Here is a 21,827-nt window from a genome sequence, read left to right as displayed (position 1 = left end):
CCTCACGCGGTGGCTGCAACGGCGGCGCCCGTTGCGCTGCGTGCGACTGCGAGCACGAGCCAGGTGACGATGCCGAGGATCACGGAGAGCCCCGCGGCCGTGATCATGTTCGCGTTCAACGTGAACTCCGTATAGATCGTCATCGGCAGCACGTCGATATCGGTGGCGAGCGTAAACGCGGTGCCGAACGCGCCCATCGACGTGGCGAAGCAAATCGCACCCGCCGCGACGAGCCCCGGCATGAGCCCTGGCAATACGACGTCGCGCATGATCTGCCACGGCGAGGCGCCGAGCGAGCGGGCTGCCTCTTCGAGCGAAGGATCGAGCTTCGACGCCGACGCCATCACAGTGACGATCACGCGCGGAATCGAAAAGTACAGGTAGCCGAGAAAGAGCCCTGTCATCGAATAGGCGAACACCAAACGATCGCCCGTGAGCTTTTGCGTGAGCGTGCCGATGAGTCCTTGCCGGCCGGCGAGCATGATGACCATGAAGCCGACGACGACGCCCGGAAACGCGAGCGGAAACGTCAGCAGCGCGACGAGCGTGCGCTTGCCGGGAAACTCGCGGCGAGCCAATAGCAAGCCGGAGATAATCGATAAGACGAGGGTGGCGAGCGTGACGGAGGCCGAGAGGACGACCGTTGCGACGAGGCTGTCCATATAGCGCACGTTGGTGAGCAGCGCGCGATAGGTTGCCACGGCGTGACCGTTGGCGCTCACCTGAACGAGCACGCCCATCGGCAACAGCCAGAAGGCGATGAAGACGGCGAGCGCCGGCGCGATCAAGGCGATGCGCCAGCGTAGCGGAAAGGTGATGTCGTGCATGGCGATGACCGCCCGTCGAGAGGCCGTGTCGGGAACGACCGGTTGCGCGCCGATGCGCAACCGGGTGGTGCGGATCGAGGCCGGTGGCCTACCTAGTGCATGACCTGCAGATATTGTTCGCCGAACGCTTGCTGTTTTTCCGCCATCTTGGCGAAATCGACAGGTTTGGCGCGTGCATAGTCGCTCGCGGGCAGGAACTTGGCGGCCGCCTCCTTGGTCATCGCGCTTGCGCGCACCGGTCTCAGATAAGCGTTGGCCCAAATCCGCTGGCCTTCGTCGGACAGCACGAAATCGAGTACCTTCTTGCCGTTCGCTTCGTGCGGCGCGCCCTTGACGAGGCTCATCACGTACGGCACGGAAATCGTGCCCTCGGCCGGGATCACGAACGCGACGTTCGCGTGATCCTTGTATTCGGCGCGATAGGCGTCGAAGTCATAGTCGAGCAGGATCGGAATCTCGCCCGAGAGGACGCGCGCGTAGGCCGTTTGTTTCGGCACGATGGGCTGATTGGCCTTGAGCTTGGCGAACCAGTCGAGGGCCGGTTTGAAGTTGTCGAACGAACCGCCGAGCGCCTGGTTCACGGCGACGGCGCCCGCATAACCGACGAACGCGCTCGACGGATCGAGGTAGCCGATCATCCCTTTGTATTCGGGTTTGAGCAGGTCGGCCCACGATCGGGGCACCGGCTTGCCTTCGAGCGCGTCCTTGTTGACGAAGAAACCGAGCGTGCCGGAATGGATCGCAAACCAATAGCCCTGCGGGTCCTTCAGGCCAGCGGGGATGTCGTCCCAATGGGCGGGCTTGTAGGGCTGAATCACGCCCTTGTCCTTGGCTTGGAACGCCGAGGATACGCCGAGATAGACGACGTCGGCGACGGGGCTCTTTTGCTCGGCAATGAGCTGGGCGATCGCTTGCCCCGAATTCTTGTTGTCCGACGGCACGTGAATGCCGGTCTTGTCTTGGATAGCCTTCAGTTCGCTGGCCCAGTCTGCCCATTCGGGCGGACAGTTGTAGCAGATGGCCGTTTGCTGTGCGTGTGCGGCGGGCGCGAACGCGCAGCCGAGTGCGACGAGCGCGGCGGCGGTGCCGGCGAATCGCGCCAGGCGTGCACGAAGGCTAATTGAGCGACGTATCACTTAAGGTCTCCTTGCGGGACGAGAAAGAGAAGGATGGGGACGTCGTGGGAATGCGGCGCCGGCCCCGAAGGGCCGGCGCGGGAACAGCAAGCAGCAGCGGCCGCGCCGCTTACACGGCAGGATGCGCGGGCAGGACGGTGCCCGACGCGCCCGAGAGCGCGGCGATCGTCGCGCCTTGGCGCAACGTGTGGGGCAGCGTGAGGGAGAGCGATTCGCCGTCGTCTGCGCCTTCGATCCGCGCCATCAGGCGGCGCCAGGCCGCGCAGCCGATTTCTCGGTTCGGCGTGCTGATGCTGGCGAGCGCCGGCGAGAGCAGCTCGCCCATCGCGAGCCCGTCGAAGCCGAGGATCGACATATCTTCGGGCACGCTGTATCGCGCCCGGCGCAGGCCGCGCATGACGACCATCGCGAGCAGATCGTTGCTGCAAAAGAGGGCCGTGGGGCGGGTGGGGCCCGAGGTGAGGTGTGCGAGTACCGACGGCGCGAGTTGATCGGCGTTGAAATCGACCTCGAGTGCCGGCGCCGGCGCAAGCCCCGCCTGCTGCATCGCCTCGGAGTAGCCGCGATAGCGCAGGCGCGCGCGGTCGGACTCGGCGAGCGTGCCAGCGAGCATCATCACACGCTCGTGGCCGTGCTCGATCAGCATGCGCACGCCGTCATAGGCCGCGCGGCGGTTGTCCACCGACACCGACGGACGCCGCACCGTGTCGTTGTGCATGAGCACGTAGAGTTTGCCGTCGCGGTCGAGCTCGTCGAGCAGCGGATGCGTGTCGGCGTCGGCCACCGTGAGGATCAGCCCCTCGACGCGTTGAGCGAGCAACGTCTCGATCGCATGACGCTCGCGAGCGGCGTCATATTGGGTCGTCATCAGCATGAGACGATAGCCCTGGGCGGCCGCGAACTCGTCGATGCCTTGCAGGCATTCGGCGAACACCGGGTTGGCGAGGGTCGGCAGCACGACGCCGACGAGGCGCGTGCGTTCCCCGCGCAGTTGCCGCCCGAGCGGACTGGGGCTGAATTGCAGCGCCTCGATGGCCTCGCGAATCTTGGCGAGCGTGACGCGGTTCACCGTATGAGGCGCGTTGATCGCGCGAGACACCGTCGCGATGGAAAAGCCGGCGTAGGCGGCTACATCCTTGATGGTATGTTTCATTGCTGTGTGTGCAGTCCGGTAGTGCTGGGCCTGAAAACGTTTACGCCGCAACGATTATCCGGTTCGATTATGACTGACCTATGACGTTTTTGCGCGATATTTGGGCGGAAAAAAATGTTTTGTCGGCTTGGCTGCGCCCTCGTCGCTAGGCATAATCGGTCGCGATCGGGCGTCGGCCGGCAGGCGGACGTTCGAAACATTCCTCGCAACCCGCATCTTGAGAAAAGAAAGGATCGACGCGTGAGCCTTTGGTTTTTGTTTTTTTTGAGCGTCCTGCAGGGCGTCACCGAACTCTTCCCCGTCAGCAGCCTCGGGCATACGTTGCTTGCCCCCGCGCTACTCGGGATTCATATCGATAAGCATGCGCCCCAACTGATCCCGTTCCTGGTCGCGCTGCACTTGGGTACGGCGCTCGCGTTGCTCTGGTACTTCCGCAAGCGTTGGATCGCGCTCGTCGGCGGGTGGTTCGGCTCGTTGGCGGGGCGTCGTAGCGAAGAGGGCCACATGATGTGGGCGCTCATTATCGGCACGATTCCTGCCGGCATCGTCGGTCTTGTGCTCGAAAAGCGGCTCGAACGGCTTTTTCACGATTTGCGCATTGTCGCGCTGGCGCTGGTGGTGAACGGCTTGTTGCTCTGGCTCGGCGATCGGTTGCAGCGCTCGCGGGCACATCGTCCGCCTGAGAAGCTGACGTTCAAACAAGCGTTTCTCGTTGGGCTTGCGCAGATCGGCGCGCTGATTCCGGGATTCTCGCGCAGCGGTTTGACGATGATTGCCGGCAACGCGGCGGGGCTGACGGCCGAGAGCGCGGCGGAATTTGCGTTTTTGCTCGGTACGCCGATTATTTTCGCGGCCGGGCTGCTGGAGATTCCGAAGCTCTTTCACGTGCCGGGGCAACTGGGCACCGCATTCGTCGGCGGTGTGCTGACCGCCGTGGCGGCCTATCTGAGCGTGCGCTTCCTGATGCGCTACTTCGAAGGACGCGGCCGCCTGGCCTCGTTCGGTATCTACTGCGTGCTCGCGGGCCTGGCCTGCTTCGCCTGGTTCGTGACGCACGGCCAGCCTGTGTAACGGCGTGACGCGGTAACGCGGTTGTTCGGGCAAGCGGGGGATCGAGTATAATTTCGGCCCCCGGCCTGGCGTTGCCGGCGCGTCGTACAATCACGCCTTCGCCTCCCCATAGTTCAACGGATAGAACACGGGTCTTCTAAACCTGAAATCGAGGTTCGATTCCTCGTGGGGGGGCCAAATTATGCTCCTGGCGTCTACCATTGCCGCCGCCCAAAATTCCACAGCGTTTCGCCTTCCACGGTCCATCCGTCAAAGCGCGCTCGCGCGCCGATCGTTGGCGAATTTGGGCGTATATTGACGCCGTTCTCGTAGTGAGGAAAACGGATGCCGAAAGCGAAACCGAAATTGACCCGCACCGATGCCGAGCGTCTTTTTGAAGGCCTGGATAGCACGAAGCCCAGCTTGGCGAGTCGGCCCGCGAATCCGTTTGACGAAGGGATGTTCGAGGAAGTCGAGCGCGTCGACGAAGAATCCAAGCTCTGGAAAGACAACCTCGTGACGCTGCCCTTGGCGGTCGAGTTGCCACCTGGCTATGAGTCGGTGCCTCATGTGCGCAAAGCGATGGAGCGCGCGTGGCGGGTGAGGTGGGTGAGAGAAGGCAAGCATGAGGTCGTCGCCGAATTTCCAGAAGGCTGGGCAGCCACGCGACCCGAAAGCGGGCCGGTCGAGTTGCGCGACCGGTTGGGTGTCGTGCGGGCCGTGTATGGCTGGGCCGATGATGCCGAAGTCAGGATCCTGCCGAGGTATCGCCTCGAGCCGCAACAAAACAGCTCGAATGGTCTTGGTAGCCTGGTTGTTCGTGACCGCGAGCACGGAAGGATCCTTGAGCGATCGTCGATCTGGTCCGCCCAGACTGGCACCAATCATCCGGATTGGGCCAGACTGTCGGCGTGGCTCGACAAGGAATATCCGCGGCACCGCGACCCACTGCGGTACTGGGAAGACTGCGAGAAAAACCTCGAAAACTGATCGTCTGTCTTTTAGCTAATAGGTCAGTCGTCGTGTCGAACAACCATGCCTAATCCGACGGGGCGAAAGCGCAGCCTTCCTTATCCTGTTGGCGTGGTTCCGAACCGCGTAGCCGTTCGGCCGACTTCGCGATTCGTTTCCCATACCCGATGATGTTCGCACGCGCGCCGTCCGCCAGCGGTGCAAGTTTTACCGTGCCACATATCATCACGGAGCGAATCGAACGATGTCGAATGTGCGAGCCCAGCGTCGCCCTCAGAAACCAGTCCTATTTCCCGCCTCCCCTGTGTCCCCTCATGCTGCTTCAGGCGATCATCCGGCCAATCAAGCACGTCTCATCGAATTGGAACAAATGATGACTGATATCCGCGAGCGCATGGCGCGCGTCGAAGCCGGGTTGCTTCACCTCGCCACCAAGAATGACGTCACGACGCTCGAATCAACGCTCCTGAAGTGGTTCATCGGAACGGCCATCGCCCTGACAGGCTTTGTGTTCGCAGCGGCTAAGCTAGCTAGGCACTGAACCGCTTCTGCCGGGTCGAAGCGCGATGAGCACCATCCGCCGCCGCGCATCGCGTCGGCGGTGTGAAATCGGTATGACGAACGCCGGGCGCATCTCTTACGGGCACTTGGTCTGCTTTTTTCATCGCTCGGTCGCTGTGGCGAGGCGAATCATTCACGGCGCATTTCTATGCGTGCGCGGCTATAACATAAATCTTATTAAATTTTTCGTAGATCCGAATTTATAGGACCAAGAGAAATCACGTCTATCGGTTCCATAAAATTCCGATAAAATGCGCCAAATTTAGCGTTGTTGCCTCGATGCGCTTGGGCTAGAATCGGGCGCATCCTAGCGGTGCTAGCGGTCACCGGCTCTGCAAGCGGTATGGCTGGAGAGGCGTTCAATCCGTTAGAAATTGATTAAGAATTTTCCAGTAGACAAATTGCAAGCCATATGACAATTGCTAATCATCGAATGGTGCAATAATTGTTATACCGGTTTCGTGCATTATTTCGTCGCCGCTCAATGATGTTTATTACATGGCAGCGGCAGTCATTTCACGTCGCAATGGCAATAGCGAGGATGAAAACGCATGACCTTCCGGCAAGTCCTATTGTTGTCTCGCCCTCGGCATCGAATCCGTATCGCGGTGCTCGACGACCATCCGATCGTCGCGCTCGGCGTCACAACGTACCTGCATGATTATGCCGACTTCGAACTCGTGGCGAACGTCGCGACGATCGACGACTTGTTTGCGGTGATCGACCAAGGCCGGTGCGATGTCGCGATCGTCGATTTCTACCTGCCGGAGGACCGCCTCGACGGCGCCACGTTCGTCAAGCGCTTGCGCGTTCACGCGCCGCGGCTCGGCATCGTCGTCCTATCCGCGGCGCGAGCCAGCGACGCCGAATGTATTTGCCACCGCGCGGGCGCCAATGCGTTTCTCGAAAAATCGACGCCGCTTTCTTTGATCGCCGAAACGATCCGCAGCGCCGTCGCCTCGCCGCGCAAGTTCTTCGTCATACGGGAGGGCAAGATCGACGCGCTGGTTCCGCATCCGCGTGAAGACACGCTGTCTGCCGCCGAAGTCGAGATATTGCGGCACATCGCAGAAGGGTTGTCGGTCACGCAGACAGCCGAGCGGCTGCGGCGCAGCAAGAAAACGGTCAGCACGCACAAGCGGAGCGCCATGCGCAAGCTGCGCGTGTCGGATGATTTTGGACTCGCGCTGTTTCTCAAAGAGAAGTTCCGATAATTGAAAGCGAAGAGGGCGGCAACGGATCGAGGGCTACATTCGAGGCGTCTGTTCGCGCACCAGCGCTTTCGATCGTCAAGGCTGATGCGGTGGCTCGTCGTCTGCATCATTGCAGCCGGCTTCCCGCCGGTCGTGCCCTTCATGCCGAGCGCGGCGGGTGCGGGCGAGCGCGAACCCGCCGCGCTGCGCGCAGCCATCTCGCCATCGGCGTTCAGCGAGCTTGGGATTCGGCCGGCACTGGGGATGCTTAGCGGTTCTGAGTCCGCTGTGTTTCCGATGACCGACGTCGAGCGCGATTGGGTTCGCCTGCATCCGGTCGTGCGCGTCGGCGTTCAGCGGCTCTCTCGCCCATACGATTTCATCGACGCCCAAGGCCGATGGCATGGGTTCGGCGCAACCCTGCTCAAGCAGTTCGCGCAGCCGGCAGGGCTTCGCTTCGAGCCGGTGCTGCTCGATTCCACGCGCGAGCCACTCGACGCGCTGCGTAGCGGCACCGTCGATCTCGTTTCCTCGTTTCCATTGGGTTCGAGCGAATCTTGGGGCGAATCGACGCGCTCGCTTGTCACGACGCGCGCATACGATAGCGTCCCTTGGTCGTTCGTTCGGGCCGAGCGCGATGATGCCAACTCGAGCCGGGTTGCAACGACGCCGTGGCGGATGCGGCGGGTGGTACCCGATTCGATGCTGGCCGATGCCGAGTTGGTGCCTAGCGCGAATGCAGCCGACGCGTTGCGTGCCGTGCTGGCCGGCCACGCCGACGTTGCACTCATCAACGTGATCGCGGCCGAAGATCTAGGCGACCACTACGCACATCGCGGGCTCACGATCGATCCGACGGTGGCAGGCATCGAACGCATTGCCTTTGCGGCAACGCAGGCCAATCATCCACTCGCGACGATGCTCGACCGCTACGTGGCCTCGTACGATTCGCGCGAGCTTGCGCGGATCGCCAGCCGTGCGCGGCCGCTGACGATCGTGCTTGGCTACGAGAAGCGTGCCGTGATCGGCTTGGCGTTGCTTGCCGCCGCCGTCGCGTCGGCCGTCATCGCGACGCTCGCCTGGGCCTACCGGCGAACGCAAGCGGCGGGCGCTGCGGCGGTGGCCGCGCGCGCGGAGGCCATCGCCGCACGCGAACAAGCGCTCGCGGCCGATCGCGCGAAGTCGGCGTTCGTTGCGATGATGAGTCACGAGATCCGCACGCCGATGAACGGCGTGGTCGGCGTGCTCGACCTGCTCGATACGATGGCGTTGACTCCCGAGCCGCGACGCTATCTCGACATTGCGCAGTATTCGGCGCGACTGATGCTGCGCGTCGTCGACGATACGCTCGACTACCTGAAGATCGAGCAGGGTGCCTTGACGCTGGAGGCGGCGCCGTTCGATATCTGCGCATTGACTGCGGCGGCAGCGGAACTGCACGCGCCACTTGCCGCGCGCAAGGGGCTCGCGTTGTATTTGGCGGCCATGCCGCACTTCGACCGGCGGCTCGTTGGCGACGAAGTGCGAGTCAATCAAATCGTCACGAACTTGCTCAGCAACGCGATTCGCTTTACCGATCGCGGTCACGTGCTGTTCGAGGTCCGGCGCAAGTCTGCGCGAGGCCGTGCGTGGCTCATTCTGTCCGTCGCCGATACGGGCGCGGGCATCTCGGAAGCGTACCGCGCTCGCCTGTTCGAGCCGTTCACGCAGCAAGACGGCACGACGACGCGCCGCCACGGGGGGACGGGCCTCGGGTTGTCGATCGTCAAGCGCCTCGTCGATCTCATGGGCGGCACGATCGATATCGAGAGCCGGCTCGGTAAAGGCACGCGCGTGCGTGTTCGCCTGCCGATCCAATGGGGCGGCGATTCGCGCGTTTGGCCGTGCGTCGCCCCGGCGCGCGCGGCCGTCAGTCTCCCGTTGCCCGCCATCGACGGTACCACGCGCGCCGTTCTGACGAAGATGGGCGTTCGGTGCTTCCCGTCCCGAAAGAGCGCCGATATCGCGGTGACGGCCGACGCCACGGGGGCCATCGTCGTCGCTTCGCGCCATGGCGCGAAGCGGGCCGTGCGCGCGGTCGACGATCTGGCGGACGCGGTGGTCGCGGCGCTGCACTGCTCGAGCACGACGGACGACGACGCGGGCCGCAGCAGCTTTGACGCGCGTGGCATATGCGAGCCCGATAGCGAAGATCGCTCGAGCGGCACGGTTGAGCCGTGCCGCGGCAGCGCATCGCCGTTCGCCCGCTACGTTGTGCTCGTCATCGAGGACAACGGCATCAATCGCGACATCATGGTGCGGCAACTGCAGGCGCTCGGCGTGCGTGCTGATGAGGCGAGCGACGGCATCGAGGGCTATGCGAGCTGGCACCGCGTGCGGCCGGCGCTCGTGCTGCTCGACTGTCATATGCCGGGCATGGACGGTTACACGCTCGCGCGCAAGATTCGCCGGACGGAAGCCGACCGTTCGGCGCGCACGACCATCGTTGCCATCAGCGCGAACGCGACTCAAGACGACGTGCGCGCGTGTCGCGAAGCGGGTATGGACGACTATCTCGCCAAGCCGATCACGCGGATCAAGCTTGTCGCATTACTCGAAAAATGGGCGGAGAAGGACAATGCCGACGCAGAATCGGCGTGAAGCCGAAATGCGCGAAGCGCATGGCGCCTGTTCGTTCGATTTGTCCGAACTGTCGATGCTCTACGGCGAGCAAGGCCTGCGCACGCTGCTTGGCGTCGCGCTCGACGAGTTCGACTGCCAGCATCTCGTATTCGATGTCGCGCATGTGCGCCGGCAATGGGCCCGGGCTGCGCAGGCCATGCATCGGCTGACGGGCACGGCGGCATTTTTTGTGCGGGACGAATGGACGCTCGAGCCGCTCAATCGCGCCGAGCGGGCACTCCGTCTTGCTGACGCCGCTCTGATCGACCGAGCTGTCCCGCGCGCTCGAGCGGCGCTCGCCGCGCTCAGGATCGCATTCGCCGACGAACTCGCCAAATTGCGCGACGCACGCTAGGCCGGCGGCCTTCGAGCGACGCGGCCACGCACGCTCAACGGCTCGCGCACCCGACGTCGGCGATGCGTTGCCCCCGGGCCGAAAGTCTTTATTCGACGCTCGACTAGATGAGTGCGCACTCTGAGAATTTTCAGGAGGAGCGCCGACGCCGGAGCGGGAACAATCAAGTCGTTGTTTGAAGCCCCGTGTATACGCTTTTTCACACAGCAGTCGCGGCGCACTTCGATCTCTTGAACGAATCGACTGGACATGACCTTTCTCGACGTCTCGACGCTGCTGCAACCGATCGGTGCCGAATCGCCGTGCGGCCCGGATCTCGAGTATTCGCCGCTTTACCTCGAGGCCGCGCGGGCGCTCGAGGGGTGCCCCGAGGTTCAGTACGGCAGCATGCGCATCGAGGCCGTCGAGCCTGATTGGAAGCGCGTGAAGGCCGCAACGCTCGAACTGCTCGGGCAAAGCCGCGACTTGCGGCTCGCGGTCTGGCTGACGCGAGCGCTCGTGGCGCTACATGGCGCGGCCGCCATCGCAGACGGCTTCGCATTGATCGAAGGTCTGCTCGCGCAGTACTGGGCCGACCTTCATCCGCAATTGGATGCCGACGACGGCGGCGACCCGACCGCGCGCATCAACACGCTGCTCTCGCTCGATGACAAGGCCGGCTTCGTGCGCGAACTCGGATTGGCACCCCTCGTGGCTTCGCCGCGTCGTGCGCGATACTCGCGACCTGCGCCGCTGCCGGGCTGATCACGGCGTACTGGCGTGGTAGTGCGTCGGTCGTGGCCACCGGGCCGTCGGCGCTCGCGCTCGCGCGGGCGGCCCAAAACGGCGTCGACCTGCAAGCGCCGCGCGCGATGCTGACGTTGCTCGATGCCGCGCATGGCCTGCCGTGCGGAAAGGCCTGGCAAGACCCTAACGGATCTTGGCTCGTCGGCCTGGGGCTCGTGCGCGAGATGCATTTGGAGGCCGCATGCCGATCCGCCTAGAGAACGATCTTGCGAGAGACGCTGCAACTCTATGTCGTCGCCCGCATGATCGAAGCATTGCGCGCAGCAAGCGGAACGTCGTCGGCGCAATACAGGGCGCTGCGTGCCTATTCGATGCTCGGCGAGAAAACTCGCTACGATCGAATGACCGTCCTGGCATGGGTCGACGACGATGCCTCGCGCATGAATCTCTCCGAGCGTGAGCGTGCGGCGTGGCTGGCCCATGCCGCTGCGTGGGCTGCCCCGGACGCTTTGGCGCCACACGTGGCGCTCGATGCGGAACTCGTCGCGGCTGCACGGGAGCAGCTTCGCGCGCAACCCGAAGCGCAGCGCGTGTTCGACGCCATACTGCCGCGCCTGAGCGCTGCGATGCCGGAGCCGTTATCGCTTGCCGACATGGCCGGTCCCGGAGCGCCGCTGGTTTTCAGTCGAAAGAGCGGAGCGCGGCTCAGCGACGGTGTCCCGGGCCCCTACACGCTGGCGGCCATCAACCGTTACCTCGTGCTGCGAGATGCGGCGTTGGCGCAGGAGGGCCGCGATGCCTGGGTGCTCGATGGGGCGCATGCCGGGCCGGCATACTCGCGGACGCTGGCGGATGACGTGGACCATCTTTATTTCACGGCATATGTTCAAGCATGGGATGCGATGATCGGCGATATCGCCCTGCGGCCGCTGCCACTGCCGCGCGCTGGCGACGATGTCGCATTCGTGGCGCTGCTCGCGGGGCCCGAATCGCCGCTGCGCCTGTTTCTCGTGCGCGCCGCGAAGGAGACGACGCTCGAGCATACCGCGCGCGCGCCGGTCGCGGCGCGCGCGGCGTCGGGCGCTTGGGACGCCGTTGGGCGCAAGGTACGAGCATGGTTTCGCACGCCAAAGACGTTGACCCCCACACCGGGCGAATACAGCCGGAAGACGGCCGCGCTCGTCGATCGCCATTTCGATGCGCTGCACCGTCTCGTGAGCGGCGCGAGTGCAAGCGTCGCAAGCGGCGCGGGCGCGCTGGACCGAGTCCAAGCGCAATTGAGGGAGGTGGCCGTCTATCTGCGAGCGGCCGGCATTGCCCGCGCGAGCGGATTGCCGGCACCGCCCGGCGACGCGCTAGAAGGCCTCGAACAAAGCCCGGCCGCGGCGCCTGCGCCGCTCGGCGATATGCTCGATGCGCTCGCACGCGACGGAACCGCCACGGCGAAATCGGCACAGCGCACGCGTATCGATGAGCGTTGGCGTGCCGATATCGGTCCGTTCTGCCGCACCGCGACCGACGGCCGATACCCGTTCGTTTCGAGCGGCGACGCGGACGTCACGCCCGACGACTTCACTCGGTTGTTCGCATCCGGCGGGCTTCTCGACACGTTTTTCCGGACGTATCTGCAGCCCTATGTCGACACCGCGACCGTTCCCTGGACTTGGCGAGTACAGCTCGCGCCGCCAGGTATGTCGAACGCCGCGCTGCACGAGTTCGAGCGTGCGGCACGTATTCGAGAGGCGTTTTTTCCGGGGCAAGGCAAGACGATGGAGGTGCGCTTCACGGTGATGCCGCGCGATATGGACGCCGGGTTGACGCGCTTCGCCTTGTCGTACGGTGGGCAGTCATTGGATTACACGCACGGTCCGCCGCAGGCGGCGACGTTCGACTGGCCCGATCGCACCGGACCGCAGGTCGCCAGCATCGACTACGCGCCGGTGCGTACGGACGGTCGTCATGGCGTCGAGACACACGGAGCGTGGTCGCTGTTCCGCTTGCTCGACCGAGGCCAACTCGACGCGCGAGCAGCCGATCGCTTCGAGTTGACCTTTGCGCTCGACGGCCGTGGCGTGACGCTCGATCTCTTGGCATCGAGCGTGACCAATCCGTTCGCGCTGCCAGCGGTGCGCGCGTTTCGCTGCCCTTCAGGCATCTAGCCTCCGTCGGCCTGAGTATGTCGACGTTCGACGTTTGACGTTCGATGCGGGTGAGTCGCTCGTCTGCGGAACCGCCGTCGAGGATTACGTTACTCAAACCATTCCTTCGTTCTCTGCCCGCTCTATGATCGATATTTCGTCGGCGATGGCATCGTCGCCGTTTCTGTGGTTGCGCAACGCGGTGAACGGTCGCCTCGCGCGCTGGCTAATGAGCGCCGGCGCGCGCGCGGATACCGTCGCGGCGGTGTTGATCGCGCTCGTGATGGCGATGATGATCTTGCCGCTGCCCACGCTCGTCATCGATGCGCTGATCGGCGTCAACATCGGCGCTGCCATATTGCTGATTGCGCTTGCGCTCTATCTGCCAAGCGCCGTTTCGTTTTCGAGCTTCCCGGTGGTGTTGCTGCTGACGACGTTGTTTCGGCTCGGCATCGAGGTCGGTACGAGCCGTTCGATTCTGCTGCGCGCAGACGCGGGCGAGATCGTCGACACGTTTGGCCGTTTCGTCGCCGGCGACAATCTGGTAGTGGGCCTGATCGTCTTTTCGGTCATCGCGATCGTGCAGTTTCTCGTCGTCACGAAAGGGGCGGAACGCGTGGCCGAGGTGGCGGCGCGCTTCACGCTCGACGCGATTCCCGGCAAGCAGATGGCCATCGACGCCGATTTGCGCGCGGGCTTCACGCGTCCTGAGATGGCGCAACATCTGCGGGCGGAGTTGGCGCGCGAGAGCCGGATGCACGGCGCGATGGATGGCGCCATGCGCTTCGTCAAAGGCGATGCGATCGCCGGGCTCGTCATCGTCGTCGTCAATCTGACAGCGGGCATCGCGATCGGCGTCGCCCAGCGTGGGCTGTCGTTCGAGCAGGCGCTCGAACGCTATTCGATTCTGACCATCGGCAACGCCTTGATCGCGCAAATTCCCGCGCTGTTGATCGCTATTGCTGCGGCGATACTGATTACGCGCGGTGCCGACGCGGCCGAGCGCGGCTCGACGGTGGGCGCCCAGATTGCGGGGCAACTGCGCGGCGCCCCGGCGGCTTGGTTGATGGCTGCTTGCCTGATGGCGATATTCGCCGCGATGCCCGGCATGCCGTGGCTCGTCTTTTTGACGGTCGGCGGCTCGATGCTCGCTGTCGCGGTATCGGGGTTACGCGAGCAGGCGCGTGCGCAAGCGCGATCTCAAGCGATGGCACAAACACCCACGCTCGACGTGGTGCCGGACGATGCGGACGTGCGTCAGATCGTGCCGATGCGGGCAATTGTCGTGTCTCTTTCGTCGCGCGAGGCGAGCGACGGAGCGACCGAGCGGGCCGATCAGGTCGCAGCGCTGACCCGCACGGTCCGGCGCGTGCGCAACGAGATCGTCCTGCGCTATGGGGTGACCGTGCCCGTCGTGGAACTCGATCGCGTCGATCGGCTCGATCTCGATTCGTATGAAATCTCCATTCACGAAGTGATAGTCGCCTCGGGCCGGTTTCATTGGGATCGGGTCTGCATCACGGTCGCAAGCGACATCGAGGCCGTTGCGGCCGAACACGGAGCGGCGCAATCGTTTCCGCTGATCGAAGGTGCGGTGTGGATCGACCCCCAACGATTGGCCCGACCTGACGATGAGGCGGGGCTCGACGCGCACGGCTATTTCGCGCTGCTGCTGCGGCGATTGTTGCATCGGCACGCGCGGCGATTCGTCGGCATACACGAAGCCCAACTCGTCTTCAATTGGCTGCAACGGGAAATGCCGGCCACCGCGAAGGAGCTCTCCCAAGCGCTGACGCTACCCCGCTTCGCCGAGGTCATGAAGTTGCTCGTCAGCGAACGGGTTTCCTTGCGCAATGTACGCGAGATCGCCGAGACGCTCGTGCTCTGGGCGCCGCGCGAGAAAGAGGCGGCGACGCTGGCCGACCACGTGCGCGTCGCACTCGGCGCGCAGATCTGTCAGGAATTCTCGGCTGACGCCGTGCTGCATGTGTGGCTCATCGAGCGCGCGCTGGAAACGCAACTGAGCGCAGCGTTGCAGCAGACGCCGCTTGGCGCCATACTCGCGACCGGCCACGATGTCGCGCAAGAGATCGTGCGGCGCATTCGGGCGCTGAACGCAATGCGTGCGGCCGGCGCGGTCGTGCCTGTCGTGCTCACCACGCACGCATTGCGGCGGCCGTTACGGCAACTGCTGGCCGACGATCTGTTCGAGACGCACGTGTTGTCGTATGCCGAGCTGCCGTCGACGCAACGGGTACGGGTGCAGGGCAGCATCGCGCTCGACGCTCGGACGGGCGATATGGCACGGCTCGATGCGAAGGCGGATGTCGCGCGGCAAGACGAGTGTCCTTAGGCATGGTGTGCTTTTAGGAATCGAATTTTAGGAATCGAATGCGAGATCGTCGATTTCGATCGGCACGCTGGGGTGTTCGTCGAGCGTTTCGATTTCTTCGACGATTCGAAAAACGATCGCGACGGCGCGATAGCAATCGGGCGGAATGGCGGCTTGGCGCTCGCCGTGGTGATAGAGATGGCGCGCGAGTCGTCGAAAGCGGAAGACGAGCACGCGTGCTAGGAGGGCGCCGTTCGTCAGGTGCAATGCATCGTCGTCGATGGCTTTCTCGACGACGATCGGCGGCTCGGATGCGTCGCTCGTGTAATGAAGCAGGACGGCGAAGTGCTCCGGGTTGGTGATGACGACGCGTTTGCCGGGCGTGTTGCGCGTGCGCGGCGCTACGATGGTTTCGGTGAACAACGCACGCTGGCGGGCCCGCACATGGGGATCGCCGCTCGTTTGCTTCGACTCGTCCTTGAGATCGCGGTGCGACATGCATAGCGCGCGCCGATGCTGCTGCTTCGCGATGATCGCGGACAAAAGCGCCGGCACCAGCAACGCGATCAGCACGATCCGAACGAACGCATGCAGGCTGGCGATACCCGCATGCCGATCGAACGCGAGCGATTGCCACTCGATCATGGCGCCGATGACCGGAAGCCGATCGCATAGCTGCCAAAAGGCGGTGGCCCCCACGATGCCGGCCGTCGCCAGCGCGAGCGCGATACCCGCGAGATGCTTTGCGCTGAAGAGTCCCTTGATATGTTGGACGGCGTTTAGCTGCTTGAGAGACGGCCTGATCGCTTTCGGCGCGAACGACACGCCGCCGCACGCCCACGAGGCGACGAGGGTGCCGAGAATGGCTGCCGCGGCTACGAGACCCGATGCGACGGCGATCAGGCGAATGCTCTGCCCGATCAGACGCACGCAAGCTGCGATGCGGTCGGGCGATTCCAATTGCGCAAGTGCCGCATTATGCAGAGCGAGCCCGCGCTCGATGCCGGCATCGACGCAAGCAAAGGCGACTTCCGTTGCCGCCGCAAGCGCCGCGAGCCCTGCGAGGATTTCGCTTCGCGCGACTTGGCCTTCGGCACGCGCATCGCGCAGACGCTTGTCGGTCGGCGGCAGCGGCTTATCGCTCATCGGCGATCGATGATTGCTTGGACGCTGCTTGCGCTTCGGTTGCTACGCGCTGCGCCGCGGTTGCGATTTCTTGCATGAGCCGTCGGACGTCGACGGCGTGTCGAGCGACGATGTCCCCCGCTGCGTCGAGCAGACGAGGCATCGAGATGGCGATGATCAACAGTAGCATCACGCTCTTGAATGGCAGCGCCGCGACATAGGCGGGAAACTTCGAGTTGACGCGCGAGAGCACCGCGAAGCACGACTCGATCGCACCGAGGGCAAGCAGGTACGGAAATGCGAGCGACAGCGCGAACCGCATCGTCGACACGACCAGCGCGCCTATCGGTTCCCACGCTTGAAGGCCGAGTGGTGGCAGCGCGTCGAGCGCCGGCCATAACGCGTAGCTCGACCCAATGACGTCGAACAGGGCATGCAGCCCACCCGTATGAATGAGATAGACGACGAGTGCTTGCTGCAGCATGGCGCCGAGGACAGATGCGTCCACCGACGCCGCGGGATCGAGTGCTTGCGGGTTGCCGCCGCGTTGGTAGTCGAGATAGGTGCCGGCCGCCTGTATCGCCCAAAACGGCGCGGCGATGAGGCTGGCGAGCACGATACCGAGTGCCGCCTCCTTCGTGGCCAAGCCGGCCCAGTGCGCGAGCGGTAGCGGCGCACGAGCGAGCGCGGCGGCGACACTTGGGGCGACCGGCAACGCGAACGCCAGTGCGACGGCGGTGCGGGCAAGACCGCTGAGCGCGTGTCCGGCAAACGCGGGCACGAGCATGATCGTCGGAAGCCATCGAAGCGCGCAGAGCGCAAGTGCGGCCGCGAACGGCATAGCGAAATGAATCGGGCCAGCCATCGAGCGACCCGTCAAGCGAGCGGAACGCTTGCCAACTCGAATACTTGATCGACCATCCTCACGAGTTCGAGGCCGACGGCGCGACCCGTGATCACGACGGCGAGGCCGACGACGACGAGCTTGACCGCGAACGGCAGTGTTTGATCTTGAATTTGAAAGACCGATAGGGCGAGCGAGATCGCGATGCCGGCGCACGAGGCGGCAAGTGCGAGAGCGACCGAAACTTTGAATGCGAACAGAAGCGCTTGCTGAAACAGGACGAGGGATTCAGGCATGACGTCATCCGTGATAGGAGAGGACCAGCGCGTGCAGCAGCTTGCCCCAACCGTCGGCGACCACGAATAGCAAGAGCTTGATCGGCAGTGCGACGATCATCGGCGGAACCATTTGCATCCCCATGGCGAGCAGCACGTTGGACACGAGGAGGTCGACGGCGACGAACGGCACGAACAGCAGCAAGCCGATTTCGAATGCGGCCTGCAGTTCCGATACGACGAACGCGGGGACGGCGATGCTCCAGTCGTCGGCATGGGCGGACGCGCGTGCAGTCTCGGGCCAGCTCGTTCGTGCCAATTCGAGGAACCGCTCGCGTTCGTCCGGTTTTCCGTTGCGAAGCACGAATTGCTTAAGGGGTTCGACGACCTCGAGGGCCGCTTCGATTTGCGACGCACCCGATGCCGGCGCGAACGTAACCGTGCGCGCTCGGTCCATGCAGGCGGAAAGCGTCGGCGACATAATGAACAGCGTCGCGACGAGTGCAATCGCATTGAGAGCAAGCGTCGTGGGCGCTTGTTGTACGCCGAGCGCGTTGCGAACCAGTACGAGGACGATCGATAGCTTGAGGTAGGAGGTGGTGGTGATCGCCGCGAGCGGCAGCAACGAAAGCAAGGCGAGCAGCGCAAGCAGCGCGAACGGATGCTGGTCGAGGATCATGGCAGCGGCGACGGGGTGCCGGCGCGCGGCGTGGCGATTACCCCGCTTTTATCCATCACCATGTCAACTCCGCGGTGTGCGGGCCCGCAAAGGTGGCACGGCCCGGTTCGATCCGCTCGAGCGTGAATGCCTGCCAACGACTGCCAGGGGTAAGGACGCGGCCGTCATCGGTTACCACGAAGGCGTATGGGCCGGCGCTCGCGCTGCGAATCGAGAAGGGAGGCCGCGCGATTGGGCCGCTCGGATAGACGGTTCCCTTCACGGTACGTACGGATGGCTCGGGCTTCGGCGTCATGGCCTCGACGGGCCCGATTGCGGAGCGAGATTCGCTGGCGGCGACGTTTCTGCCTGGCGTTGCACCGCTTGACGTGAAGAGCAAGGCGACGATCGTGCAGGCAGCGATCCCTGCAATGGCGGCCGCGGTCCGCTTCGTTCTCAATGCGATGGCGCGCTTGTGGGGCGACCGCGCCTCCGGTGGCACGGGTTTGGCGTGCCAGGGCGTACTTTCGTCGTCACAGCCGATCAACACGGGGCCGGCGAACCATCGGGAACCAGAGACGATTGCCTTGCCTTCCGCCAACGTCGCGCTCACGATGGCATCGCCGCACGACTCCGACGATGCGCACGTGCGATACCGCCAGGCACTGTCTCCCGATCGCTCGAGGACGCCCGCGTGCTGCGGCATGCCAGGATCGAGCAGAACGATGTCGTTCTCGGCGCCGCTGCCGAAGCGGATCGTCTCGCCTTCGAGCGGAAGTGCCGCTCCGCGATTCAGGCCGGTAAGGATGCGAAGTTCGAGCATGTCGGCGTCGGTCGATTCGTCCTATAGCGCTTTGGCGCTGATGAAAATAGCACGTTGCTGGCTACGCGTCGTGGCGATGGGGTAGCTGGCGATCAAGCGCGGTGGCGCGCCGCTTTCGAGCGTGACGGCGGTATCCAATTGGATGCTGCTCGAATTCGCCCAGGTTTGCCCCGGCAAGCCGGTCGGTTGCGCCATCAGCAAGTCGATATCGACGGCGATGGCAGTTGTGCCGGCTTTTTCAGACGGTACGATGCGGGCGGTTAGATCGAGACGATCGCCGCGCTGGCCGCTGCGGCCGCTGACTTGCACGTCGCCCTGCTGTTCGAGCGTCGCGTCGGCGTGAGACACCTCGCCTCCGATCGAGAGCGTCGTACGCCTATTCATGCGCCCGACGAGCGTTTGACGATTGAGCAGGCGAGCTCGGTGATCGGCAATGGCTTCGGTGACGAGGTGTTCGAACGGGGGGGAAGACGCCGGGGCGGTGCCATAGACGCTTTCGCTAGCAGCGCTGAGCGTCGCGACCGTGGATAAATCTGATTCGATGACGAGGATGTCCATCGAGACGAGCGAAGACGGACGATCGAGCGTATTGACCAACTGCTGGATGGCGCTGCGCCAACCGCGATCGGCCCACACGATGATGGAGTTCGTCGCGGCGTCGGCGACGATGCCGACCGGCGCGACGTCAGGTGAGCCGATCGCGCTGGCGGCTCCCAAACGGGGTACTGCAAGCGCGGGCATGGTGGCGGGTGCGGGACCGCCGATCCGCTGCGCTAGCGGAAACGTCGTACCGGGCAGCGGAGGAGGCGGATCGGAGGGCGCCGGTAAGATGAACGACGGCTGTGTGGCCGGGATTTCGCGCGCGAGCAATTGCCGCAGCAACGTGGCGATGCCGGGACGAACGGCGGGCGCTCCGGTTGGCGGTGATGTGTCTGCTGCCTGAGCGAAACGCAGTGGAAAGATCATCGGTTCCGCCGAGGGCCGCCGGTCATCCGGTGCCGCGTGACTCGCGAGGTAGCGGCGTACGAGCGCCCGATATGCGCGCGGACCGTTGACGAGCACGGCGTCTTGACCGGCGAGTTCTCCCCAGCCGAAGCGAGGATCGTAAATTCCAACCGCCGCAAGTGCGGTGCGCGCACTGTCAGCCGGGATGCCGTTTAGTGCGATCCGCTCAACCGACGAATCGAGTGAGTCGTTGAGGTACAGGGTGCGGTCGGCGATGAACCACGAGAAATGATAGGCATGCGCAAGCTGTTCGAGAAACGCACGGCCCGTGGGCGCACGCGTCCATCCATCGAGCTTGGCCGTTTGCCACCGGTGCCCTGTCTCGACGCGAAGCGCCAGGCCGTGATCGGTCGCGAATCGACGAAGGACGTCGAGCACGGCTTGCTCCGATGCTTGGAACGCATAGGGCGCATCGAGCTCTGCGTTCGCGTTCGCGTTGGCGCGCGCGCTGCCGATGCAGCCTAGCGAGCAAAGCAAGGCCAGCAACAAGGCCTGCAACAAGGCCTGCAACAAGCGGAGCGAGTACGTGCGGCATGAGTACATGCGGCGCACGTATGCGTGTTGCAACATGCAGATCATCGAATTTCGTTGATGACCGTACGCAGCAACGCGAATCTCATCTGGAGATCCATCGTTGCGCCCCAGTTCGCCAGCGACACGCCACGCAGCGATTCGACATAGTCTTGCCACTGGGCGGGATTGGACGGTGACATGCTTTGCCGCACCTGTTCGGTATGGCGGAGTGCGTTGAGCAGTTGCGTTTCGTAAAATTGTGGAGTCATGAGGCGACAACGGTTGATTCGATGAATGGGGCGAACGCGCTTCGCCGGCGCCGCGACGGATCGGCAAAGCGGGCGTCACGGCCCTCCTGTTCGCTCGAAGTGCTTCTCCAGCTTCGCGCGCAAACGCGATAAGCGAGACCGAACGGTACCGACAGGAATGCCAAGTGCGGTTGCGGCCTCGATATAGCTGACGTTGTCGACGAACAGCAGCTCCAGTAGCCGCTGCTGCTCGGCAGACAAGGACTGCGCGAACTCGAGAAATCGCACGAGGGTTTGCTTGACCGACAGACAGCGTTCGGGCGCGCGCGTATCGACGAGTTCACCGGCGTGATCTTCAATGGGCTCGATCACGAAGCGGTAGTCGGACGTGCGGCCGATGTGATTGCGCACGATGTTCAGCGCAATGGCCGTCAGCCACGTCTTGGGTTGTGCGGTGCCGCGATACGCCGCGCGATTCTCCCAAGCGCCCAGGTAGGTCGATTGCAGAATGTCCTCCGCATCCTCGGCACTGCGTACCCGACGGGCGATGAATCGGTAGATCGCACGGCCGTGGGCGCGGTACCAGTCGTCGAATTCGACGGACCGATCCGCGGCGGCGAGCGAGCTTGCCGTGTTCGAGCGCGTCGGCATCATCTTCGGATCGAATACTCATGGCAGTGGCAACAGCCGGATGATCGCGGCGGCGGCGATCGATCACTCATGGCGAGGCTGAAAATCAGACGATGTAACGCGAGGCCCGCGTGCGAGCCGCGCTGTGCCGAGCGAATGCGTCCGATTTCGTCGCGCCGCGGAACCGCATAGAGGCCGCCGTTACTAAGCCCCTAATTCCGTCGTTCGAGGGATTGATCCACGGGAGAGCGGTAGCGCGAATTCAGCGGAAAGGGAGTCCTAGTCATGACCATAGCAGCCGTAGTCCCCGCAATGCATGCGGTAGGTGCGCTCGCAACGCTTGCTTCCTCGGTCGTTTCGGCGCTGTCCGATTCGTCGGGCGCAGCAGGCTCGCCGCGCAGCGAGGGCTTGAATCAGATGGAGAACGTCCTGAAGCGGCAGGAAGCGATGCAGTTGAAGGCAATGGAGATGCAAGCGGAGGCGAACATTCAAAAGATGATGGCGGACACGGCGAACAGCATCGCGAGCGGCCACCTGGATTCCGGGGCGAAAGTGCAGAACGCCAGCATTAAAGCAGCACACGGTATTCACTTTTAACGTTT

General features: G+C 63.9%; 22 protein-coding genes and 1 tRNA gene. 12 read left to right on the top strand and 11 right to left on the bottom strand.

Annotated elements, in window-relative coordinates:
* Positions 1-2 precede the first annotated feature (2 nt).
* From J3485_RS12170 to J3485_RS12160, 3 genes are all read right to left on the bottom strand, one after another.
* Positions 3-827, bottom strand: a complete 825-nt coding sequence (locus tag J3485_RS12170; RefSeq protein WP_206952701.1) for an ABC transporter permease — start codon at positions 825-827, stop codon at positions 3-5.
* Between the two features lie 92 nt (positions 828-919).
* Positions 920-1,963 (bottom strand): ABC transporter substrate-binding protein, encoded by a 1,044-nt coding sequence (locus J3485_RS12165; protein WP_206952700.1) that lies wholly within the window; start codon positions 1,961-1,963, stop codon positions 920-922.
* A 109-nt stretch (positions 1,964-2,072) separates the two neighbouring features.
* Positions 2,073-3,116 (bottom strand): substrate-binding domain-containing protein, encoded by a 1,044-nt coding sequence (locus tag J3485_RS12160; protein WP_206952699.1) that lies wholly within the window; start codon positions 3,114-3,116, stop codon positions 2,073-2,075.
* 240 nt (positions 3,117-3,356) lie between these two features.
* On the opposite strand from J3485_RS12160, the gene J3485_RS12155 reads away from it, so the two are divergent.
* From J3485_RS12155 to J3485_RS12105, 11 genes are all read left to right on the top strand, one after another.
* Positions 3,357-4,187: an undecaprenyl-diphosphate phosphatase gene (locus J3485_RS12155; protein WP_206952698.1), complete on the top strand. Its 831-nt coding sequence runs from the start codon at positions 3,357-3,359 to the stop codon at positions 4,185-4,187.
* A gap of 102 nt (positions 4,188-4,289) precedes the next feature.
* A tRNA-Arg gene (locus J3485_RS12150) sits at positions 4,290-4,364 on the top strand.
* Positions 4,365-4,511: 147 nt separating this feature from the next.
* Positions 4,512-5,156: a hypothetical protein gene (locus J3485_RS12145; protein WP_206952697.1), complete on the top strand. Its 645-nt coding sequence runs from the start codon at positions 4,512-4,514 to the stop codon at positions 5,154-5,156.
* A 355-nt stretch (positions 5,157-5,511) separates the two neighbouring features.
* Entirely contained in the window at positions 5,512-5,679 is a 168-nt protein-coding gene (locus tag J3485_RS12140) for a hypothetical protein (protein WP_206955881.1), read from the top strand.
* 571 nt (positions 5,680-6,250) lie between these two features.
* Positions 6,251-6,913 (top strand): response regulator, encoded by a 663-nt coding sequence (locus J3485_RS12135; protein WP_206952696.1) that lies wholly within the window; start codon positions 6,251-6,253, stop codon positions 6,911-6,913.
* Between the two features lie 84 nt (positions 6,914-6,997).
* Complete coding sequence (locus tag J3485_RS12130) at positions 6,998-9,532, top strand: ATP-binding protein (RefSeq protein ID WP_206952695.1); 2,535 nt, start codon at positions 6,998-7,000, stop codon at positions 9,530-9,532.
* Entirely contained in the window at positions 9,510-9,908 is a 399-nt protein-coding gene (locus J3485_RS12125; protein WP_206952694.1) for a hypothetical protein, read from the top strand. The genes J3485_RS12130 and J3485_RS12125 overlap by 23 nt, the downstream gene beginning before the upstream one ends.
* A gap of 249 nt (positions 9,909-10,157) precedes the next feature.
* Complete coding sequence (locus J3485_RS12120; RefSeq protein WP_206952693.1) at positions 10,158-10,652, top strand: type VI secretion system protein TssA; 495 nt, start codon at positions 10,158-10,160, stop codon at positions 10,650-10,652.
* A 32-nt stretch (positions 10,653-10,684) separates the two neighbouring features.
* A complete protein-coding gene (locus J3485_RS12115) occupies positions 10,685-10,891 on the top strand; it encodes a hypothetical protein (RefSeq protein WP_206952692.1) in 207 nt (68 codons plus the stop codon).
* Between the two features lie 9 nt (positions 10,892-10,900).
* The gene (gene tssM, locus J3485_RS12110; RefSeq protein WP_206952691.1) at positions 10,901-12,793 is read left to right on the top strand and encodes a type VI secretion system membrane subunit TssM; all 1,893 of its coding nucleotides are present in this window, start codon (positions 10,901-10,903) and stop codon (positions 12,791-12,793) included.
* 124 nt (positions 12,794-12,917) lie between these two features.
* Entirely contained in the window at positions 12,918-15,125 is a 2,208-nt protein-coding gene (locus J3485_RS12105) for a flagellar biosynthesis protein FlhA (RefSeq protein ID WP_206952690.1), read from the top strand.
* A 27-nt stretch (positions 15,126-15,152) separates the two neighbouring features.
* Here J3485_RS12105 and J3485_RS12100 read toward each other — a convergent pair whose 3' ends face one another.
* The 8 genes from J3485_RS12100 to J3485_RS12065 all read right to left on the bottom strand — a co-directional run bounded on the left by J3485_RS12100 (position 15,153) and on the right by J3485_RS12065 (position 21,249).
* Complete coding sequence (locus J3485_RS12100; protein ID WP_206952689.1) at positions 15,153-16,250, bottom strand: EscU/YscU/HrcU family type III secretion system export apparatus switch protein; 1,098 nt, start codon at positions 16,248-16,250, stop codon at positions 15,153-15,155.
* The gene (gene sctT / locus J3485_RS12095) at positions 16,240-17,094 is read right to left on the bottom strand and encodes a type III secretion system export apparatus subunit SctT (RefSeq protein WP_206952688.1); all 855 of its coding nucleotides are present in this window, start codon (positions 17,092-17,094) and stop codon (positions 16,240-16,242) included. The genes J3485_RS12100 and sctT overlap by 11 nt, the downstream gene beginning before the upstream one ends.
* 11 nt (positions 17,095-17,105) lie before the next feature.
* On the bottom strand, positions 17,106-17,369 hold the full coding sequence (locus J3485_RS12090) for an EscS/YscS/HrcS family type III secretion system export apparatus protein (RefSeq protein WP_206952687.1): 264 nt from the start codon (positions 17,367-17,369) through the stop codon (positions 17,106-17,108).
* 4 nt (positions 17,370-17,373) lie between these two features.
* Positions 17,374-18,027 carry a type III secretion system export apparatus subunit SctR gene (gene sctR / locus J3485_RS12085; RefSeq protein ID WP_206952686.1) on the bottom strand — a complete coding sequence of 218 codons (654 nt, stop codon included), beginning with the start codon at positions 18,025-18,027 and terminating at the stop codon, positions 17,374-17,376.
* Between the two features lie 55 nt (positions 18,028-18,082).
* A complete protein-coding gene (locus J3485_RS12080) occupies positions 18,083-18,829 on the bottom strand; it encodes an FHA domain-containing protein (RefSeq protein ID WP_206952685.1) in 747 nt (248 codons plus the stop codon).
* Between the two features lie 21 nt (positions 18,830-18,850).
* The gene (locus J3485_RS12075) at positions 18,851-20,404 is read right to left on the bottom strand and encodes a secretin N-terminal domain-containing protein (protein ID WP_206952684.1); all 1,554 of its coding nucleotides are present in this window, start codon (positions 20,402-20,404) and stop codon (positions 18,851-18,853) included.
* A 5-nt stretch (positions 20,405-20,409) separates the two neighbouring features.
* Positions 20,410-20,616 (bottom strand): hypothetical protein, encoded by a 207-nt coding sequence (locus J3485_RS12070; protein WP_206952683.1) that lies wholly within the window; start codon positions 20,614-20,616, stop codon positions 20,410-20,412.
* Positions 20,617-20,691: 75 nt separating this feature from the next.
* Positions 20,692-21,249 (bottom strand): RNA polymerase sigma factor, encoded by a 558-nt coding sequence (locus J3485_RS12065; protein WP_206952682.1) that lies wholly within the window; start codon positions 21,247-21,249, stop codon positions 20,692-20,694.
* A 261-nt stretch (positions 21,250-21,510) separates the two neighbouring features.
* Here J3485_RS12065 and J3485_RS12060 point away from each other — a divergent pair, with 261 nt between their 5' ends.
* On the top strand, positions 21,511-21,822 hold the full coding sequence (locus tag J3485_RS12060) for a type III secretion system major pilin HrpA (protein WP_206952681.1): 312 nt from the start codon (positions 21,511-21,513) through the stop codon (positions 21,820-21,822).
* Positions 21,823-21,827 lie beyond the last annotated feature (5 nt).

Source organism: Trinickia acidisoli, from assembly GCF_017315725.1.
Lineage (GTDB): Bacteria > Pseudomonadota > Gammaproteobacteria > Burkholderiales > Burkholderiaceae > Trinickia > Trinickia acidisoli.
Note: the sequence above shows the minus strand (reverse complement) of the source record. Positions and strands in the feature narration are given on the sequence as shown.